This is a genomic window from Salinispora pacifica CNR114, assembly GCF_000514775.1.
GTDB classification, from domain to species: domain Bacteria; phylum Actinomycetota; class Actinomycetes; order Mycobacteriales; family Micromonosporaceae; genus Micromonospora; species Micromonospora pacifica.
This window is the reverse complement of the sequence record NZ_AZWO01000034.1, coordinates 22,152-40,875: the sequence shown is the minus strand read 5'-3', so window position 1 is coordinate 40,875 and position 18,724 is coordinate 22,152. Positions and strand designations below refer to the sequence as shown.

Below are 18,724 nucleotides of genomic sequence, written 5' to 3'. Positions count from 1 at the left end.
TTCGTCAGAGCTTGGCTTCGCTCAGGTACGGACAGCCGCCGTACGGCGGGGCGGCGGTGTCGATGCGGGCCGCGGCGGCCAGGTCCAGCGCCGCCTTCCGCGGGGTGAGGCCGTCACGGCGGGCGGTGTGGGCGATCTGCCCGATCAGCTCGCGCATGATGCCGGTCAACGTGTTAAGGACTTCCTGACCACTCGGTACCTGTCGCGGGCCGAACAACGCCTCCATCGACGCCGACCCCCCGATGCCACCGATGAAGTCCGGTACCACGAACACACCGCAGTGGTACAGGGCCTGCTCGGCCTCGGCGGACAACCCGCAGTTCGCCCCCACGACCACGGCCGGGAACTGGCAGCGCATTACCTGCGACATCGACATGGCGTCGGCGCAGGCGGCCAGCACCAACACGTCGGCCGGGGCGGCGAAGATGTCCTCCGGCCGGCCGCCCACGCCGAGCTGGGACACCGGCGTGCCGGTCGGGTCGGCCAGCATGCGGACGACGTCCAGGCCGGCGGAGTCAGTGACCGAACCGAACTCGTCGGCAACCGCGATGACACGCGCGCCGGCCTCGTGCAACGTCAGCGCCGTCGCCCGGCCCAGGTTGCCGAAACCTTGCACCGCACAGCGCAGCGGGCCCGACACGTCGATCACCCGTGCCGCGCCGACGACGGCGTGTGCGACCGCATGCCCAGCCCGGCGCTGGCTGACGGCCAACGGCCCGACCATCTCGTCCAACCGCGCCATCCGGGTGAAGAACTCCTCGTTGGTCAGCCCCTGTGCGGTGGCGATCGCGTACTTGATCGAGGGGACGCCGACGGTGCGGGCATGCTGTTGCAGCTCCGCCCACTCGGTGCCCATGTCGGGTCCCATACTGAACCGCGAGCCCAGCTCGTCACGGAGAAAGCCGATGAAGCCACGCAGCGCGGCGTCCTTGTCGGGACTACGCGGGTCGTGGTCCAGGCCACACTTCGCACCATCGATGTTGAGCCCCAGGACCCGCTGTTTCAACGTCATCCGTTGCGCGAGCCGGCCCAGCTCGGTGACGTCGAGCCCGGGCTGCACTCGGCAACCGCCTGCTGCCAGCGGCCGCTCGACCCGGTCGTAGACCAGCCAGCCACGAAGGTCCGACCGGTGGTCTTCGTAGCTCAGCACAGTGGTCATGGTCGGTCGTCCTCCATCTGGGATCGACGCAGCAGCGCTGCCACCTCACGGGCGGTTACGACGCCACGGAGCAGGCCGCCGTCGAGGACCAGTAGCGCACCGGCGGCGCGAAGCCGCCCGAGCACGTCGTCCAGCACCTCGCCGGCGCCGGCGTGCGGCAGGGGCGGATCGACGATCGGGCCGATGGCATCGTGCACCACCACCGCACCGGTGGCGAGCAGGTGGGCGAGGCCGGGCTCGGACACGGTGCCCGACACCTCGGCGAGCCGGATCGGCGGCTCCGCCGCCGTCACCGGGAGGTGGCGCAGACTGGTGTCGGCCATCAACTTCAGCGCGCCGGCGACCGTCTCCTGCGGATGCACGACAACGGCCGCCGGCCGGTCGGTCACCGTTTCGAGCGCGGCGCCGAGACAGCGCGCCGAGGTGGGGTCGGCGACAAAGCCGTACCGGCGCGCCCACCCCTCGTCAAAGATCTTCGACAGGTAGCCGCGGCCGCTGTCGGGCACGACGACCACGATCACGTCCTGCGGCTTGCACCGTCTGGCCAACCGCACCGCGGCGGCAACGGCCATGCCGCTGGAACCGCCAGCCAGAATCCCCTCCTCACACGCCAGCCGTCGGGCGTACAGCACCGAATCGCGATCGCTGACCGCCACCACCTCGTCGGGCACCGACGGGTCGTACGACCCGGGCAGCGACGGCTGGCCGACTCCCTCAACCAGGTACGGCCGGATCCCCGTGCCGCTGTAGACCGACCCCTCCGGGTCCGCCCCGACGACGCGCACCCGCCCGCCGGAGACCTCCTTGAGGTACTGGCCGATGCCGCTGATCGTGCCACCGGTGCCTATCCCGGCCACCAGGTGGGTGATCCGTCCGTCGGTCTGCGCCCAGATCTCCGGGCCGGTGCCGTAATAGTGTGAGTCCGGATTGGCGGGATTGGCGTACTGATTGGGTGAGTAGCCACCGGGGATCTCCGTGGCCAGCCGAGCAGCGACGCTGCGGTAGGAGTCCGGATGCTCCGGCGGCACGGTGGACGGGCACACAACCACCTCGGCGCCGTAGCCGCGCAGCAGTGCCCGCTTCTCCTCGGCTACCTTGTCGGGGCAGGTGAACACGCACCGATAGCCACGGGCCTGCGCCACCATCGCCAGCCCCACGCCGGTGTTGCCGGACGTCGGCTCGACGATCACCCCGCCTGGCCGCAGCTGGCCGACGGCCTCGGCCTCGGCCACCATGCGCAGCGCGATCCGGTCCTTTGCGGAGCCGCCGGGGTTGAGCGACTCCAGCTTGGCGAGCACCAGCGGCGCCAGGCCAGCGGAGATCCGGTTGAGCCGGACCAGCGGTGTGTTACCGATCAGGTCCACGATCGACTCGTGGTACCTCACGACGCCTCTCCCCCGGCACGGCGCGCTTCCGACACCGTCGATAGGCGGCGGTACGCGGTGATGAATTCGAGGCTGGTCCGCACCCACACCAGCGCGGGGCCGGGATTCGCGAGGGCCTTCACCAGGCACGGGCGCACTTCGTCCGGGTGCTGCACGGTGAATGCGAGCGCGCCGAACGCCTCGGCCAGCCGGGCGAAGTCCGGGTTGACCAGCTCGGTGCCGATCGGCCGTCCCGGATGATCACGTTCCTGCTGGAGGCGGATGGTGGCATAGCTGCGGTTGTCCGCGACCACGTAGGTGACCGGCACCTGTCGCTGCACCGCGGTTGTCAGCTCACCGAGGTTCATCACCAGTCCGCCGTCGCCGACCACCGCGACGGTCGGTACGGTCGCGTCCCGCAGTCCGGCCGCGACGCCGGCGCCAACAGCAAAGCCCATCGCGCTGGACGCGACGCCGAGCAGACGGCCGCGTTCGTCAAAGCGTACATACCGGTAGAGCCAGCTGGTAAACGTGCCGGAGTCGACCACCAGCGTGAGATGTCCGCCGGTCAACTCGTCGAGTGCCGCGGCGACCTCGCCGAACACCACACCGTCCGGCGCCGTGACGGGTCGCCAGACGGCCTTGTCGGCCTCGATCTGGTGCAGCCGGGCGATCCACTCGGCCCGGTCATCCGGTACGGCTGACTCTCTGGTCAGGTCGGTCAAAAACGTGGCGGGATCGCCCACGGCGCCGAGCGTGACCGGGTGGTAGGCGTCCAGCCAGGCCGGATCGGTGTGGACGTGGATCAGGGTCTGTCCCCGGGCCGGCAGCCGCCGCCGCAGCGTGGTGGTGCCGTCCAAAGCGGTGCCGACGGCCAGGATGACGTCGGCGGCGGCGAAGGCGCCGGCCTGCGCCGTGGGCGTGGCGTTGTGCAGGTGCCCGGCGTAGTGCGGGTGGCGGTTGGGCAGCAGGTGCTGGCACTTGTTGGCGGTGACCACCGGTACCGCCTGCCGTTCTGCGAACGCACGCACAGCGTGCCGACCGCGCGGATGGTCAAGTTGCGGGCCGGCGATCAGCAGCGGGCGGCACGCCCCGGCCATCAGCTCGGCAGCCCGGACCAACTCCGCCGCGCCGACCCGGGGCGGGGCGACCGCCGCTCGGCAGGCCGGCAGGGCAAGCGGGTCGGCGCGGCCGATGACGTCCTCCGGCACGGTCAGCACGACCGGTCCGGGCGTGCCGGACTCGGCGGTGCGCACGGCGCGGGCGACGAACTCGGCGGTGTCCGCCGGGTCGTGCAACGTCCACACCGCCTTGGCGATGCCGCCGAAGAGCCGGCCGCAGTCCACGCCCTGAAACGGGTCGCGGTCGGTATCGCGCCGCGGGACACCGCCCACCACAAGCAGCAACGGGACACCGTCTTCGCGGGCGGCATGTACGGCGATCGCGGCGTTGGCTGCGCCGGGCCCTCGGCTGACCAACGCGACCCCGACCCGGCCGGCAAGCTTGGCGTCGGCCAGCGCCATGAAGCCGGCCGACCCCTCGTGCCGGCAGGTCACCACGTCCACCCGGGGCTCGTCGTGCAGGGCGTCGAGGATCGGCAGGTAGCTCTCCCCGGCGACGCAGAAGACCCGATCGACGTCGTACTCCCGCAGGCTGGCCACGATGGTCGCGCCGGCCGGGACCGGTGCCGGCGCGCCGTCGGCGCCGGTCATACGCCGCCCCCGCCGGGCGCCCGGTACGGTGCCGTGGCCTCCGTCCGCGGGAAGATGATCGCCGACTCATCGAACGTCTGCCCCAACCGCTGGTACTGCAGTAGCACCAGCTCCGGCGCCACATGGTGCCAGTGCTCGGCGCCGCGCTCGTAGCGGATCGGACCGCGCCAGGTGTCGAACGGCATCCGCTCCAGCGCGTCGAGAACGCCGGCCCGGCTGCCCGACGAGGCGGCGACGGCCTGGGCGATGACGGTGACGTCGGTGAAGTGGGTCAGCGCGGTGTCCGGCGGAAACGATCCGTACCGGGTGCTGTACCGGTCAATGAACCAGTGCGCGACGTCGGTGAGTCCCTGCCACGACGGTCGGTAGCGCATCGCCGGCCACATGGTGCCGACGCCCGCCGGCCCCGAGAAGCGCCAGAAGTCCTCCGACCGCAGCGGGAAGCCGAAGGTCACCATCATCGGGGTGCCCGGCAGAATGCCCAGCGCCGCTGCCTGCTCGATGATCAGATAGTTCGTGCGGACGACGCCACCATTGATGAACAGGTCGGGCTCGAACTGCTGGATGCCTTTGAGCTGCTCGGTGAAGTTGTCGGTGTCGTCCTGTGGGAAGTCGAAGCGCAGGAATTCCATGCCGTGCCGCTCGGTGCCGTACCGGACCAGGGTGTCGGCCATCATCTGGCCGAAGACGGTGTCGGAGGCGATCAGACCGACCCGACGCATGCCCTGCGCGGCGGCGAAGTCGAGCATCACCGGCACCCGGTCGGCGATGCTGAAGTACGCGCGAAAGACGTTGCGACGTCGCTCTGCGGTGACGTCACTGTGCCCGTTCTCGATGAAGATCGGCACGTCGTAACGGGTCGCCACGTCGACCACCCACGGGGTGGTCCGCAGGTGCCACTGTCCGAGCACCGCGACCACGTCGTCAACGAGGGCAAGCTTTGTCATCTGCGCCGCCGACGAACGGGCCATGCCCTCCTGCGCGGCGGTGGCCTGGTCGTCGTAGAGCACGAACTGCACGCCGCGACCGCCGACGAGGTCGTGCTCGCGGACGTACTCCGCGCCCAAACAGGCGCCCCGGACGATCAGTTCGCCGGCGATCGGGTCGCCCGGCGGCGTCAGCGGGGTGAGGATGCCGATGCGGACCGGGTCGTCCCCGGCGCTCCGGTTGACCTTCTCCACCATGGCGGTGGCGCGGGTACGGGGGTTGTCTGCGGTTGCGGTCACGATCGTCCTTCCTCGAACTCCGGGGTCAGCTCGAACTCGGTCAGGTAGCCGGAGAAGCGGTCCGCCAGTTCCGTCGGGCGCAGGCCAAACGGCTCGACCCGATACCGGTGGTGATCCCGCGGCCGACCGGCCCCAGCGATGACGAACCGGGTCATCGCGTCGCGGGCGGCGTGGGTTATCGGCACCCCGGCGTGGTCACACACCCGCTCGGCGACGCCGAGCGGGTGTGTGACGAGGTCCGCGTAGCGCACGTCCAGCGGCGCCCGGGCGGTCCCGCCTCGGCCGCGGCGCAGGCCGGGTAGCACCGCCGCCGCCCGCGCCAGCCACTCCTGGCCGATCTCGGCGGGGTCGACCTGGCGGGACCGGGCCGCCCGGATGGTCGCCGTCAGGCTGCACACGCTCGGTATGGCCACCGCCGGATCGCGATGCAGCCGGACCACCGTGGCGTCCGGGAAGCTCCGGGTCAGTTCATCGAGGTGCCACAGGTGCGACGGGCACTTCAGCAGCACCGCGTACGGCTCTGCCACGTCGGCGTCCGCAGTGGGCCGGGCGAGCAGACACTGTAGGGCGGCGCGGTGATGCGCGTAGGCGGGCGCCATCGGCTGTTCCGCCAGCCAGCCGAGATAGCCGGGCACCCGGTACCGCAGGCCGTAGATGAAGTGCCGGAACGTGTTGGCGATCAGCCGGTGGCACTCCTCGCCGTGCCGCGCGTCGAGGTGATGGATGGTGCGGAAGCCGGGCGCCGCGCGGTAGTACTCCGCGACGTACCGCTCGCACTCGCGCACCAACTGCGGCTCCGGACGGGGATCCGCCGGGTGCATCAGCTCCCACAGCCTCGGCGTGCGCAGCCTTGGATGCCGGGACAGCAGGTTGTGCAGGAACGTGGTGCCGGTGCGGAGTAAACCCGTGATCACCAACGGCCGCGGCGGAGGGGGAAGAGGCCGGGACGCCACCATCTGGCGTACGCGGTGGTAACTGGTCAGGGCCTGCACGAGCGCCGCGCGGGTCCGGACGCGTCCGTCGTCGGTCAGCCGGGCCTCCGCGTCCAACGCGGCGGTGAGCTGGCGCAGTCCGGCGACGACCTCCGGATCCTCATCGGGCTCGCCACCCACCGGGTCCGAGGCCAGCCGGACCACCTCGTCAGGATCGAGCGACCGCGCATCGTTTCGGTCCGGTGAACGGGTCACGGTCCCTACCTTTCGCAACTAACTCGGGACGGCGACGGGTCGTTACGCCAAAAGCCCAAGGAGTTCTGACGGCGATTTTGGCATCCCATACTTACCGTTTACTGACGTTGCGCTGACGCTTCTCATAACCGCTCCAACGCGAACGGACGCCATTATCATTCGTCATACTGACGGGACACTGACGGCAGCCTGACCGAACTCGCACGCGCGTAACCCTTGTTCCGCAGCACTCACCTGTGCAATAACTGGATCGGCCACCGCGTCAGATGGGACGACATTATGAACGGTTCACCCAGCGAATCCGATATCGTCCTGGCAGCGCTCCAGGACTATACGGAGTCAGACAATCCGAGTGCATTCCTAGCGTTGAACTCGGGTAACCGGTACTTCCACGCGGAGGGGATCCCGGGCGTCATCGTCTACCGCGAGGCGGGGCGGTACCTGGTGCAGTTCGCCGGCCCCTTCGCCGCACCGGGCGACCGCGGCAAGCTGCTGAACGCGTTCGTCGCGTTCGCCGCCGAGCGCGATCGCGAGGTGGTCGCCGTACAGATCCAGGCCGCCGACGCCCCCGACTACGTAGCCGGCGGATTCACGGTCAACCAGATGGGCGCCTCGTTCGCCGTCGACCTGACCCGGTTCTCGCTGCGCGGGACGGCGTTCATGCAGCTCCGCAACAAGATCTCTCGGGCCCACCGAACCGGCCTCGTGGCCCGGGAGGCACCGCTGGCGGACTGGTACGAGCGGATGCAGGCGCTGGACGCCGCCTGGCTGGGCAGCAAGGGTGCTGGTGCCAAACCACTGGAATTCCTGGTGGGCCAGTACGGCGACCGCCACCAGTCGCTACGCCGGCTGTTCGTGGCGGCCATCGGCGACCGACTCATGGGCTACATCACCTACTCGCCGGTGTACGGCGCCCACCAGGGATGGCTGCACGACCTGACCCGCCGCCAGCCAGAGGCACCGCCCGGCACGATGGAGGCGATCAACCGGGCGGCGATCGACACGTTCATCGCCGAGGGCGTGCACTGGCTGCACTTCGGCTTCACGCCGTTCACCGAGTTGGACAGGCTGCCCCGGTTTGGTGACCACAGCCGCGCCTTCCATCAGTTCATGCGCTACCTGTGGCAGCACGGGGAGGCGGTCTACCCCGCACAGACCCAACTGGCGTACAAGCAGAAGTGGGCCCCCAGCCACATCACGGGTGAGTACATCGGCTTCCAGCACGGGGCGAGTATCCCCGCCCTGGTCGCGATCTTCCGCGCCTGCAACGCCGTGTGAGCCCTGCCCCAACAAGATGTTTAGGGAGGTCAACGTGTCCAACACCGAGATCGAGGCCCTCAGCGAACGACTGGCCGAGTGCTTCGGGGCCTGCGCCGCCGCACCGGACGACCGGGCGGCGGGTGCCACGGCCGACCAGGTGCTCGCCGAACTGGAGAAGTTGATGCGCCGCGCCCACGACGCCGGTGCGTCGTCCTAACCCGGCAGCCGCCATTCGTGATCTGAGCTGCAGACCCCGGGAACAGGGCTCGGCCACCGCGTGATCATCTGTTCGTTGTGGACACAACTTCAGACCTTGCGGTGGCCGAGAGCCACAGCGTAGAGCCTGCCCGATGGCGGCAGATCAGCGACCTGGTGATCGACTCGTTCGCGAGCCGGTTCGCGTGGGTCGAGCCCCGGCGGGCGGCGGCCGGCTTCGTCACCGGCCTGCTCGCCGGGCTGGAGGTCAAAACCTGCTGGCAGCTTGCCGAACAGGCCGGACACGCCCTCCCGGACAGAATGCAACGGCTGCTGTACCGGGCGAAGTGGGACGCCGACGCGGTCCGCGACGACGTACGCCGTGTCGTCGTCGACCGGCTCGGCGACCCCGACGGCGTCCTGGTCGTCGATGACACCGGTGACCTGAAGTCGGCCCGGCCCGTTTCGGTCAAGACATCGGTGGTCAGGAGAATCTGTCGGTAGGTGTTGTCGCGGTACTTGGTCTTGTTCATTACCACTGGTCGGAGCCGCGAGCGCGCAGCCATCGGATCCGCTGGGGCAGCAGAACCATCGCGATCTCGAATAGGAACCCTCAGTTCGTCACAACAGTCACCGTGCCGATCGTGATCCGGTGGTCGGAGCAGGAGCCCGCCGGGTAGTTGGGGGTCGCCGGGATGCCGGTACAGCTGGTCGAGATGCTGAGCGAGTCACCGCGGTACCCACCGACGATCTTGTCCTCCCGCACGAACGTCAGGTCGATCTTGGCCAACGGCTTTGAGCTCGCGCAGGGCGGCGTGGCACCGGGGGTGCCGGTCGCTGTCCACTCACCATAGCCAATGCAGTTGCCGCTGTCATTGTCGTCGAGTTCCCGATAGTGCCCCTTGTTGCCGCCGTTGTTCACGGTGTTCAAGGTGGTGGAGTACCAATTGTTGAGACGGCCGTAGTGCGGCTGGGCGTTGAAATCGCCGGCAATGATTACGGTGTCACCGGCAGCGTAGTAGGTCTCCATCTGATCCAGCACGTAGTTCAACTGGTTGACATTGTTGGGCAGCCCGTTCGAGCCGGCGGCACCGCTGGTGGTGATGTGGGTGGTACAGAAGCGGACCCGGGGCGCGCTGACAAGGTTGTCGCAGAGTAGGGTGCGCCGCTCGTTGGAGCCGTCGGACGGCAGGGTGAACTTGCGCGCGAATCCCAGCGGCTGCCGGCTGAAGATCGCGTTGCCGAAGTCCTCATTGCCGTTGCAGATGCCGGCCGTTGGGCCACGGCTCGTCGCGAACCGGGAGTAGTTCGTCGTGTCCACGGGCCAGCCGGCTGATTTGAGCCCGGCCTGAATCGCCTTGTACTGGCCCCAGCACAGCTCATTGAAGGCGACAAAGTCCGCGCTGCGGTTGACGATCGACGAGACGGCGCCACTCACCATGCCGTCGGTCGTCGAGCCGTGGTGCATTGTGTTACCGGCGACGTTCCACTGCCAAGTGTTGTACGTAGTGGTCGTGCTGGCGACAGCGGACGCGCTAGGCGCGAGGGCGAAGCCAGCGGCCACGGTGCCCGCCAAAAATGCTGAGACTAGTGATTTCTTGAGGTTGGACAATCTGACTCCTTGGGGGCTTTACCTCGAAGCGATCGTGCGGGAAGTGAGCGCTCATCGTACTTTATGGGCCGAAGCCCGCTGTCCCGTGTCGCCACACGGGGTTGAGCTAGCCCCGCGTTCGTGGAGCTTCTTGACCATGGTCTGGGGGCTGGGTGTGGCAGGGTCATTGCGTAGTGGGGTAGCTGCTGGTCACGGCGTCGATGAGGTCGTGGGGGCGGCGGTTGGCGCGGCGTGTTGCTCGGGCGATGTTGGTCTCGCCGTTGCCGCGGTGGAATCCGGTGGCGGTGTTGCGGAGGACGGCCGCGACGGCGGGTCCGGTGCCGGTCCGTGCCCGGTGGGCGTCCTCGCCGAAGGCCACGTCGCGGACCCAGTGCAACCGGTTCTCGATGTGCCATTCCAGGCGGGCCCATTGCTGCAGGTCAGCAGGCTGGGCGTGGGGGGTGGGCAGTGAGGCCACCAGATAGACCGTCTCCCGGGTGCGCTTGCCGGTGATCATGCGGGTGCGGGTGATCCGGACGGCCTGCTGGGCATGGGGAAAGCCGATGCCGCCGGGTGTCTGGAGGGTCAACGCCTTGACGGTGCGGGTCTCACGGCGGCCGTGTCCGGTGTCGCGGTGCTGGTCCCCGATCGGCACCTGGGCCCAGGGTAGGTGCTTGAGCGGGGCGTACAAGGTCGGCTGGTTGGCCTTGACCGACACGTACAGGTCCCCGCCGGCAGTGGCCACGGCTCGGGCGTGGGCGATCTGCGTATGCAGCGCGTCCGCGACGATGACCACGCCCGCCAGGCCGCCCAGCCGGACCTTGACCTGCTCCAGCAGCGGGGCGAACGCCGGGATTTCGTTCGACTTCGCCGCGACCTGAACCTGCGCTAGTACGGCTGTCGCCGTTCGGGATCATGGCTGGGTTCGAGGTTGAGGCGGCGTGTGTAGTGGGCTCGTCTGGCTCGTGCTTGATGTCGTCGTCGCCAGCCTGACCAGTGCAAACGGTGGGTGAGGTCATTGATCGGGCGGATAATACAGGCGTTGATCAGGCGGCGGATCTCGTTGACCGTGAGTGTGATCAGGCCGGTATCGGTGTGGCCCTGGTCGACGGCGTCGGTTGCGTCGGCTGCGTCGGCTGCGCAGATCGTCAGGACGGCGAGGGCGGCCAGGGTGAGGGTGGTGAACCGGTGCCAGGAGTCCCAGCGGCGGACCTGGTGCTGGTCCAGACCGACCTGGCTCTTGGCGCTCTGGAAGCTTTCCTCGATGCTCCAGCGGATGCCCGCGACCCGCACGAGTTGGGTGAGGGTGGCGGGTTTCGGGGTCCAGCAGCGGTAGAAGGCCAGTTCACCGGTGGTGGTGTTCTTCCTGATCAGGAGGCTGTGCTGGCCGCCGTCGTCGGGGTCGGCGTCGGTGCACACGTCATCGAGCCAGGCCCAGTGGTAGAAGCGTGGGTCTTTGGACCCGGCGCCCGCGCTGCGGCGATGCCACGCCGAGTTCGGCAGATCAGCGGCGATCCGGTCGACGCGCAGGCCGGTCTTGCCGCCGTCGATGGGCACCACGTGGCTGCACGAGACCGCAAGGACGTAACCGAGTGCGTGTTCACGCAGGCCAGCGCGGAAGACACTGCTGTTGCCGTAAGCCTCGTCCGCGGCCCCCCACCCGGCCGGCACCCCGCCTTCAGCGCCGCGGTGATCATCTCGCCGGCCAACTCCGGCTTGGTCGCGAACTCGATGTCCTCGGGCACGCCGGCAGCTGCGCAGCGGTCCCGGTCGTCGGTCCACGACGCCGGCAGATACACTCGCCGGTCGATCAGGGTGTGCCCATCGGCGCCGGCGTAGCCCAGGAACACCCCGACCTGGCTGTTCTCGATCCGCCCCGCCGTACCGCTGTACTGTCGCTGCACCCCGACCGTGTGCACACCCTTCTTCAGGTCACCGGTCTCGTCAACGACCAGGACCGCGTCCGGGCCGCCGAACCGGTCGACGATCAACTGCCGCAGGTCGTCACGCACGGCGTCGGCATCCCACACCGCCCGATACAACAACCGCTGCATCGCATCCGGCCGAGCGTGTCCCGCTCGCTCCGCCAACTGCCAACACGTCTTGACCTCAACGTCGGACAGCAGCCCCGTCACGAACTGTCCCGCCGCCCGCCGCGGCTCCACCCGACCGAACCGGCCCGCGAAGCAGCCGAGCACCTCGGCCAACACCCGTTCCCACCGACCAACAGCTACGCTGTGGCACGCGGCCACCGCCAGATCTGATTTTGTGTCCACAACGCATAGACGATCACGCGGTGGCCGCCCCGCATCCACCCCGGTTCACCAGCAAAATCTCAAACGGCGGCTTCCGTAGGGGCCCGGTGCGGCTCATCCGACTACCGGGTTCCGCTCCAGTTCGACCACCCGCCACAGGTACCAGCTGGCCACTGTCCGGTACGGCCGCCACCGTTCCCCCAGATCCGCTACCTGCTCCGGGGTGGGGATCGGAGTTATCCCGTAGAGCAGCCCGACGCCCCGCCGCAGACCCTGGTCGGCCAGCGGCAGGACGTCGGGGCGGCCAAGCCGGAAGATCAGGAACATCTCCGCCGACCACCGCCCGATGCCGCGTACCTCCGTCAGCCGGGCGACGATGCTGTCGTCGTCCATCCCGGCCAGCTCTTCGAGCCCGGGTAGGGCTCCGCGGTCGGCACGGTTGGCGAGGTCGTGCAGGGCGAGGACCTTGGCCCGGGACAGCCCGACCGCCCGCAACTCGTCCTCGCTGGCACGAAGGATCCGGGCCGGGGTGGGCCGGCCGTCGGCCCCCGCGCCGAGCGCGCGCAGCCGGCCAAAGATGGTCGCTGCAGCCCGGGTGCTCAACTGCTGGTGGACGATCGCCTCGGCAAGCATGTCGAACACCGAGAAGGTCGGCCGTACCGGCAGGTCGAAGGGCCCCAGCCGGGGCATCTGCGCGGCGAGGACCTGGTCCGCGCGGCGCAGGCACGCGACCGCAGCCGCCGGGTCGAACCCGAGCCGGCCCGGGGGTGTCTCCGCGCCGGCCAGCGGGATCGCGGCGCCGCCGGCCGCCGACGCGGTCGTGGCCGACGCTCTCTTCTTCGACCGCGTCTTGTCCGGCGCGCTCCTCGCGGAGGTGGTCCTGGCCGGCGCAGCGTTGGTGGGCGCGGCGTTCTCGATGTCCAGGAGTCGCAGTTTGATGTCCACGCCACCCGCCGCCGTGAAGCCGCCGGGCCGGCCGTTGGCGGCGACGACCCGGTGACACGGGACGATGAGGGGGAACGGGTTGCGCCCCAGCGCGTGCCCCACGGAACGGGCGGAGCCGGGCGCGCCGATGGTGCGGGCAAGCGCCCCGTAGGTCACGGTGCCGCCGGCCGGGATCCGTCGCGCAGCCTCGTAGACCCGGCGGCGGAACGGTGGCAGCCCGTCGAGGTCCAGCGGAACGGCGCCGAGGTCGCTCGGTTGCCCGGACAGCAGGGCCACCAGGTCGTGCACCACCCGGGCGATGTCGGCCGGCGGATTGCCCTCCCGCGTGCGGGGAAACCGGGTCTGCATCCGCTGTCGGGTCTTGGCGCTGTTCGTCTCGGGGAGTTGGGTGCCCACGACGCGATCGCCGCACCACGCGATCGCGCACCGACCGATCGCCGTATCGAACATCGCGAAGCCCATGTCGGCACCCATGTGGCTCCTCACTTCCGTACCGGAAAGCAGAACGCGCTCGCGACATTTCACTTGGCGCAGAATTGGCTGCCTCCAGGGGCGGTCAGCATGGCCCAACCGTCGGACCGGAGATCGGCGGTTTCGGTCGCGCCCAGATCGCGGATGCGCTTGACCTCTTTATCAAGATCTACAGTCAGCATAGCAATGTGTACCCGGTTTGGCCTTGCGCCGTTCCGGGACACGCTGCGCAGGTACGAACCCCGGTCGCCCATCACTGGCCGCGTCGACCGCTCGGTCGCCCCTCACATGATCCGGGCAGCCCTGGCCCGCAGCAGATCGATCGCCTCCGGCAGGCCCATGAACCTCAGCCGGGCGTCGGCCAGATCGTCGTTCCACTGCGCCGCCAGGTCCCAACGCTCCTGCGGTGTGGTGTCGATCAGCCGGCGTCCCGGGAAGATCTCGTAGTCGCGCAACGCCTCGGCATGCGGCTGCATACCCTCCTGGAACAGCCGCTCCCGGTGCATGACGAACTCCTCGTCCTCCAGCTGATCCCACAGTTGTCGGCCTCGGCGCAGCACCTCGAGCACGTGCCCCCGATCCTCCGGGTGCTTGATCAGGTGGTCCCGTACGTACGAGCTGCCGACCGTCAGGTGACGAATCTCGTCGATGGAGGCACCCCGGGCGATCTCCCCCGCGACCGGGTCCAGCACCCCCCACTTGCGTTCGCTGAGTTCGGTGGAGGCTGCCAGGATCCCCTCGATGATGACCGCGAAGGCGATGACCGCGCCGACGAAGTCCCCCTCGTCCCGCACGAGCGTGATCGCGAAGTCCTGCACCGGTCGCAGCACCCGGCGCTGGTATTCCGCGCCGGCACGGCGCACGAAGTCCATCAGCTCGCCTTTGGGCACACCCACGTTGAGCAGGTGATTCCTGAAGATCATATGGTGGCGGGCCTCGTCCAGCAGCTGGGTGCTGAAGAACTCGAGTTCGGGAATGTCGGGGGCGGTCGTTACGTAGTAGGCCAGAACCCGGGTCGCGGCCTCCTCATCCAGCGCGCGGTACGCCAGCTCCAGGCGAAGCGCCTCGTTGAGCGGGCCGGGCTCGCGCATGTAGTCGGGGGTGACCAGTTCGCCGGAGTAGCCGAGAGGCCGACCGCGCAGGGTTCCCTGGGCCACCTCCCGGAACCAGTAGCCGACGTCACACTGCTCCACGGTCAGGGCCAGGTTGGCGGCACCGTCCAGCAGGCCGGGCGCGTGGTCGAAGTCCGCTTCGGTGGCAACCACATCGGTCATAGTGATCAGCTCCTCTTGGTCAGCTCTGTTGACTCGGGGGCAGGGGCATGGAGACGTGGGGGTACAGGCGGCCGGCGTACGACAGCAGCGGCTCGCCCCGGTGGTGCCGGCCCTCCACGACATCTGCGAAGATCAAATCGTGGTCACCCACCGGGTGCAGTTCACGGACGCGGCAGGACAGGTGGGACAGACACCCGTCGATCAGCGGCGCCCCGGTGTGCGGATCCGGATGCCAGGTCAGGTTGTGGAACTGGGCGTCGCCGGTGGGCCGCAACGGATCGGCGAAGTGGGTGGCCAGGTCCATCTGGTATCGGCCCAGCACATTGACGCAGAAGGCGCCAGCCTTCTCGGTCAGGGCAGTGAACGTCGACGAGACGCGCAGCGCGACACCGAGCACCAGCGGATCGCGGGAGACGGCGACGATCGCGCTGACCGTCGCGCCGTGCGCGGCGCCGTCCTGGTGGACCGTCAGCACCGTCACCCCCGAGGCCAACCGGCGCAGCGCGGAGCGGGCCGGCGACCCGAGATCGACCACCTCCCCGCCGGCGACGGCACCGCGCTCCCGTACCTGGTCGGTCACCGCGCCGCCCCGACACTGCCGACCGAAACCGGCTCCTCGGGGGCGGGCACCCGGCTGGTCCCGGCCGAGCGGGCCCGCAGCATCGCGACGATCCGGTCGTACGCGGCGTTGGGGACAGGCTCGAAGGGCCGGCCGAACGGCTTAAGGAAGTTACCGAACACCCCGCGGTCGCCGAAAATGTGGAACGGAATCGCCAACAGGGCCCACTCCGGGCCGATCAGCCACAGCCACAGACCGACCAGGGCGGTCTGGGTGATCAGGCTGTGCATAGTGTTGTACAGCACGTAGTAGACCTTCGAGATCCGCCCGTCCGGGCTGCGGCGGAACGCGATGGCCCCGGGGATGTAGCCCACCAGGTCGATGATCGCGAACAAGGCAATGAAGGGGATCCAACGAATCTCGTCGAAGTGGACGAGGATCAGCACGATCGAGATCGCGAAGCCCACCAGGTATTCGGCACGGTGTAGACGGAACGTCAGCGGCGACTCGTACGGATTCTTCTGGTCCATGGTGGTCCTCCCTCGCGATCGGCGGTTACGACAGATTGAGCGGAGCGCCGGCGAAGTAGTCACCGAGCGCCTCGACGGTGCTGGTGCGCGACGGTGGGTGGAACGCCAGGGCCCGCACGGCAGATATCAGGTACGCGACGTCGAAGGTGCGCATGAAGGTCAACCCGCCTAACAGTTCGGCGGCGTCGTTGACCGCGACGGCGAGCAGATCCTGCACCGCGTACCGGGCCACGAGTACGGACGCCACCGCCTCGTCGCCGGTGACCCCGTCGTTCATCGCCCGGGCGGCGCCTTCCACCAGGTCGACCGCAGCCTCCAGGCGCCGGGCCACCCCGACCCGGTCCGAGACGCTGCCCCGGCCGGTCGCCACCAGCTGCGCCACCAGGTGCGAAGCCGCACCGACATAGATGGACGTGGCCAGCAACTCGAACCAGGTGAAGCCGACGGTCTGCAGGTCGTCGAGCCGGCTCTCGTCCTCGGCGGTGCTCTGGATGACCAGTTCCTGCGGGACGAAGACGTTCTCCAGCCGCACCTCGTGGCTCTGCGCGGCGGCGAGGATCGGGCTGACCCAGAACGGTGTCGTGCTGATGCCCGCCGATCCGGCAGGGATCAACAGCAGGGCCAGGTTGTTACGGCCGTCCGGTCCGGGGAGCGCAACGCTGGCGGTCAGGATGTTCATCGACGCCGACAGGCTGCACGGCTTCTTGCTGCCGTTGACCAGATAGCCGCCGTCGGTCGGCCGCGCCACGACAGACGGCAGCAGGATGTTCTGATCGGTACGTCCCTCCGCCCAGCCGGAGGCGAGTAGCAGTCCGTCGCTGGCGATACCCGAAAGCACCTTCAGCTGCGCGTCAGTCAGCCGCCCGGCAGTCTCGGCGAGCGCGAACAACATGGCGACGGTGAAGTGATGCATGGCCAGGCCCACGCCGAGCGACGGCGACAACGCCGACACCGCCCGCTGTACGCGTACCGCGTCCAGGGGATCCGCGGCTGATCCACCGTGCTGCCGGGGCACCAGCAGCCCCGGACCGCCGTGCGCACGGAACACCTCGACGACGCGACTGCCTTCAGCCTCGCGCTCGTGCAGCGGCATCCGCTCCAACGCCGCGAGCAACCCGGGATGGAACCGCTCGCACACTTCCCGTGCCACCGTGAGAGAACGCATCTGTAACACTCCCTGATGTCGAAAGGCACCGTCCAGCCACGTGTTTCGAGCCCGTTTTCAATCTGACAAACTGCGCTGACCGAAAACTGACGCCGTCTTGACAAGAGCAAAATCGGGTAGGAATACAGCGAGCGCCCGGGCGTACCCGGGCGCTCGCTGTATTGTGCGGAGAGGGCAGGATTCGAACCTGCGTGGGCCGAAGCCCTTCCGGTGACCCGGACCCCAATAGGCCGCTCTGGGCACCTCTCCCTCAGCGCGGCGGCCGGCTCCGCTGGTGAGATCTCCCGCCGCCTTGCTGAGACAATCATCGCAGAGTGGTCCTGACCCGATACTGACGCCCAACTGACGTCGTTCCCCGGTTCGGTGTGCCTCGCCGGAGGAATGTTTCGGTCAGCGTCCGATCAGGAACCGGTCGATATCGTCGGGTGCATGGATAATGCGCATGATCGGCTGCTCGGTCTCGCCGCCGGCTACGCCACCGCTTATCTGGACAGTCTGCCCACCCGACGCGTCGGCGCGACCGCCAGCCCGAAGCAGCTGGTGCGGCTGCTCGGCGGCACCATGCCCGAGGGCCCGTCCCCGGCCGAGCAGACGATCGCGCTGCTGAACCAGGCGGCCGAGGAGGGCGGCGTGGTCGCCAGCTCCGGGCCCCGGTTCTTCGGCTTCGTCGTCGGCGGCACTCACCCGGTGTCCATCGCAACCGACTGGCTGGTCAGCGCCTGGGATCAGAACAGCGGCGTGTACGACCTCGGCCCGGCCGTGGCCACCGCCGAGCAGGTGACCGCGGAGTGGCTGGTCGACCTACTGGGTCTTCCGCCAGGTACCTCCGTCGGTTTTCCGACCGGCTGCGCCATGGCGCACGTCGCCGCGTTGGCGGCGGCCCGGCACAACGTGCTGGAAGAGGTCGGCTGGGACGTGGAACGCGACGGGCTCCAGAGCGCGCCACTGGTCAACGTGGTCGCCTCGGAGCAGCGCCACCTCACCGTTGACCTGGCGCTGCGCTATCTGGGCTTCGGGGTGGCCAACACCCGGCTCGTGCCCACCGACGCTCACGGCCGGATGCTCGCCGACCGGCTGCCGGAGATCCTGCGCACCTGCGAGGGCCCGACGATTGTCTGCACCCAGATCGGTGATGTGAACACCGGGGCCGTCGACCCGGTTGGCGCGGTCTGCGACATCTCTCATGAGCACGACGCCTGGGTGCACGTGGACGGGGCGTTCGGGCTGTGGGCGGCCGCCAGCCCCAAACTGCGCCACCTGGTCGCCGGGGTGGAGCACGCGGACTCCTGGGCCTCCGACGCACACAAGCTGCTGAACGTGCCGTACGACTGCGGACTGGTCTTCGTGGCGAACCCGGATGCCCATCGCGCCGCGATGCTCAGCGTCCGACCTGGCTACCTTCCGGACCCCGCACCTGGTGAACGTGATCCGATCGATTGGGTGCCGGACTTCTCCCGTCGGGCCCGCAGTCTGCCGGTCTGGGCGACGCTGCGCACGCTCGGCCGTAGCGGGGTCGCCGAGCAGGTGGAGCGGTGCTGCGCACTGGCCCGACGCTTCGCCGACCACCTGCGCGACGTCCCGGGGGTGCGGGTCCTCAACGACGGCCCGCTCAATCAGGTGCTGGTGCGCTTCGGTGACGACGATGAGGTCACCCGAACCGTCATCCGGCGGCTGCAGAACTCCGGCGACTGCTGGTTCGGTGGCACGATGTGGCAGGGCTCTGCCGCGATGCGGATCTCGGTGAGCTCGTGGCAGACCACCGCGGCGGACGTCGACCACACCGCCGTGCGCATCGCGGCCACCGTGACTGAGGTCCTGCACCCGTAGGCGG

The 18,724-nt window shown here is 69.0% G+C and carries 16 protein-coding genes, 1 tRNA gene and 2 pseudogenes; 4 read left to right on the top strand and 15 right to left on the bottom strand.

Annotated elements, in window-relative coordinates:
- Positions 1-4: 4 nt before the first annotated feature.
- From B118_RS0119505 to B118_RS0119485, 5 genes are read right to left on the bottom strand one after another with little or no spacing between them, the layout of a single operon-like run.
- On the bottom strand, positions 5-1,159 hold the full coding sequence (locus tag B118_RS0119505) for a Glu/Leu/Phe/Val dehydrogenase dimerization domain-containing protein (protein WP_027658817.1): 1,155 nt from the start codon (positions 1,157-1,159) through the stop codon (positions 5-7).
- Positions 1,156-2,544 (bottom strand): pyridoxal-phosphate dependent enzyme, encoded by a 1,389-nt coding sequence (locus tag B118_RS0119500; protein WP_018223782.1) that lies wholly within the window; start codon positions 2,542-2,544, stop codon positions 1,156-1,158. The genes B118_RS0119505 and B118_RS0119500 overlap by 4 nt, the downstream gene beginning before the upstream one ends.
- On the bottom strand, positions 2,541-4,235 hold the full coding sequence (locus B118_RS0119495; protein WP_027646059.1) for a thiamine pyrophosphate-binding protein: 1,695 nt from the start codon (positions 4,233-4,235) through the stop codon (positions 2,541-2,543). The genes B118_RS0119500 and B118_RS0119495 overlap by 4 nt, the downstream gene beginning before the upstream one ends.
- Complete coding sequence (locus tag B118_RS0119490; RefSeq protein WP_018223780.1) at positions 4,232-5,461, bottom strand: ABC transporter substrate-binding protein; 1,230 nt, start codon at positions 5,459-5,461, stop codon at positions 4,232-4,234. The genes B118_RS0119495 and B118_RS0119490 overlap by 4 nt, the downstream gene beginning before the upstream one ends.
- Positions 5,458-6,648: a sulfotransferase family protein gene (locus B118_RS0119485; protein ID WP_028193252.1), complete on the bottom strand. Its 1,191-nt coding sequence runs from the start codon at positions 6,646-6,648 to the stop codon at positions 5,458-5,460. Before B118_RS0119485 ends, B118_RS0119490 begins: the two co-directional genes overlap by 4 nt.
- A gap of 279 nt (positions 6,649-6,927) precedes the next feature.
- On the opposite strand from B118_RS0119485, the gene B118_RS0119480 reads away from it, so the two are divergent.
- The 3 genes and pseudogenes from B118_RS0119480 to B118_RS31880 form a co-directional block, all read left to right on the top strand.
- Positions 6,928-7,926 carry a bifunctional lysylphosphatidylglycerol flippase/synthetase MprF gene (locus B118_RS0119480; RefSeq protein ID WP_018811008.1) on the top strand — a complete coding sequence of 333 codons (999 nt, stop codon included), beginning with the start codon at positions 6,928-6,930 and terminating at the stop codon, positions 7,924-7,926.
- A 16-nt stretch (positions 7,927-7,942) separates the two neighbouring features.
- Positions 7,943-8,125, top strand: a complete 183-nt coding sequence (locus B118_RS0119475) for a hypothetical protein (RefSeq protein ID WP_026270624.1) — start codon at positions 7,943-7,945, stop codon at positions 8,123-8,125.
- 158 nt (positions 8,126-8,283) lie between these two features.
- A pseudogene (locus tag B118_RS31880) lies at positions 8,284-8,553 on the top strand (transposase); the annotation flags it as partial.
- Positions 8,554-8,716: 163 nt separating this feature from the next.
- On the opposite strand, the gene B118_RS0119465 reads toward B118_RS31880, so the two are convergent.
- The 10 genes and pseudogenes from B118_RS0119465 to B118_RS31870 form a co-directional block, all read right to left on the bottom strand.
- The gene (locus B118_RS0119465; RefSeq protein WP_026189389.1) at positions 8,717-9,667 is read right to left on the bottom strand and encodes an endonuclease/exonuclease/phosphatase family protein; all 951 of its coding nucleotides are present in this window, start codon (positions 9,665-9,667) and stop codon (positions 8,717-8,719) included.
- Between the two features lie 211 nt (positions 9,668-9,878).
- Positions 9,879-10,550 (bottom strand): ISAs1 family transposase, encoded by a 672-nt coding sequence (locus B118_RS30760; protein ID WP_080678086.1) that lies wholly within the window; start codon positions 10,548-10,550, stop codon positions 9,879-9,881.
- Between the two features lie 32 nt (positions 10,551-10,582).
- Positions 10,583-11,904: pseudogene (locus B118_RS31875) on the bottom strand (IS701 family transposase).
- 159 nt (positions 11,905-12,063) lie between these two features.
- On the bottom strand, positions 12,064-13,368 hold the full coding sequence (locus tag B118_RS0119450; protein WP_027646061.1) for a methylated-DNA--[protein]-cysteine S-methyltransferase: 1,305 nt from the start codon (positions 13,366-13,368) through the stop codon (positions 12,064-12,066).
- A gap of 47 nt (positions 13,369-13,415) precedes the next feature.
- On the bottom strand, positions 13,416-13,619 hold the full coding sequence (locus tag B118_RS33915) for a VOC family protein (protein ID WP_420329460.1): 204 nt from the start codon (positions 13,617-13,619) through the stop codon (positions 13,416-13,418).
- Between the two features lie 30 nt (positions 13,620-13,649).
- The gene (locus tag B118_RS0119445) at positions 13,650-14,639 is read right to left on the bottom strand and encodes a ferritin family protein (RefSeq protein ID WP_018223775.1); all 990 of its coding nucleotides are present in this window, start codon (positions 14,637-14,639) and stop codon (positions 13,650-13,652) included.
- 19 nt (positions 14,640-14,658) lie between these two features.
- A complete protein-coding gene (locus tag B118_RS0119440) occupies positions 14,659-15,219 on the bottom strand; it encodes a flavin reductase family protein (protein WP_028193249.1) in 561 nt (186 codons plus the stop codon).
- Positions 15,216-15,728, bottom strand: a complete 513-nt coding sequence (locus tag B118_RS0119435) for a hypothetical protein (RefSeq protein WP_018223773.1) — start codon at positions 15,726-15,728, stop codon at positions 15,216-15,218. Before B118_RS0119435 ends, B118_RS0119440 begins: the two co-directional genes overlap by 4 nt.
- Before the next feature lie 25 nt (positions 15,729-15,753).
- A complete protein-coding gene (locus B118_RS0119430; RefSeq protein WP_026185865.1) occupies positions 15,754-16,893 on the bottom strand; it encodes an acyl-CoA dehydrogenase family protein in 1,140 nt (379 codons plus the stop codon).
- Positions 16,894-17,059: 166 nt separating this feature from the next.
- Positions 17,060-17,142 (bottom strand) — tRNA-OTHER (locus B118_RS31870).
- Between the two features lie 180 nt (positions 17,143-17,322).
- Here B118_RS31870 and B118_RS0119425 point away from each other — a divergent pair.
- Positions 17,323-18,720 (top strand): pyridoxal phosphate-dependent decarboxylase family protein, encoded by a 1,398-nt coding sequence (locus B118_RS0119425; RefSeq protein ID WP_028193248.1) that lies wholly within the window; start codon positions 17,323-17,325, stop codon positions 18,718-18,720.
- Positions 18,721-18,724 lie beyond the last annotated feature (4 nt).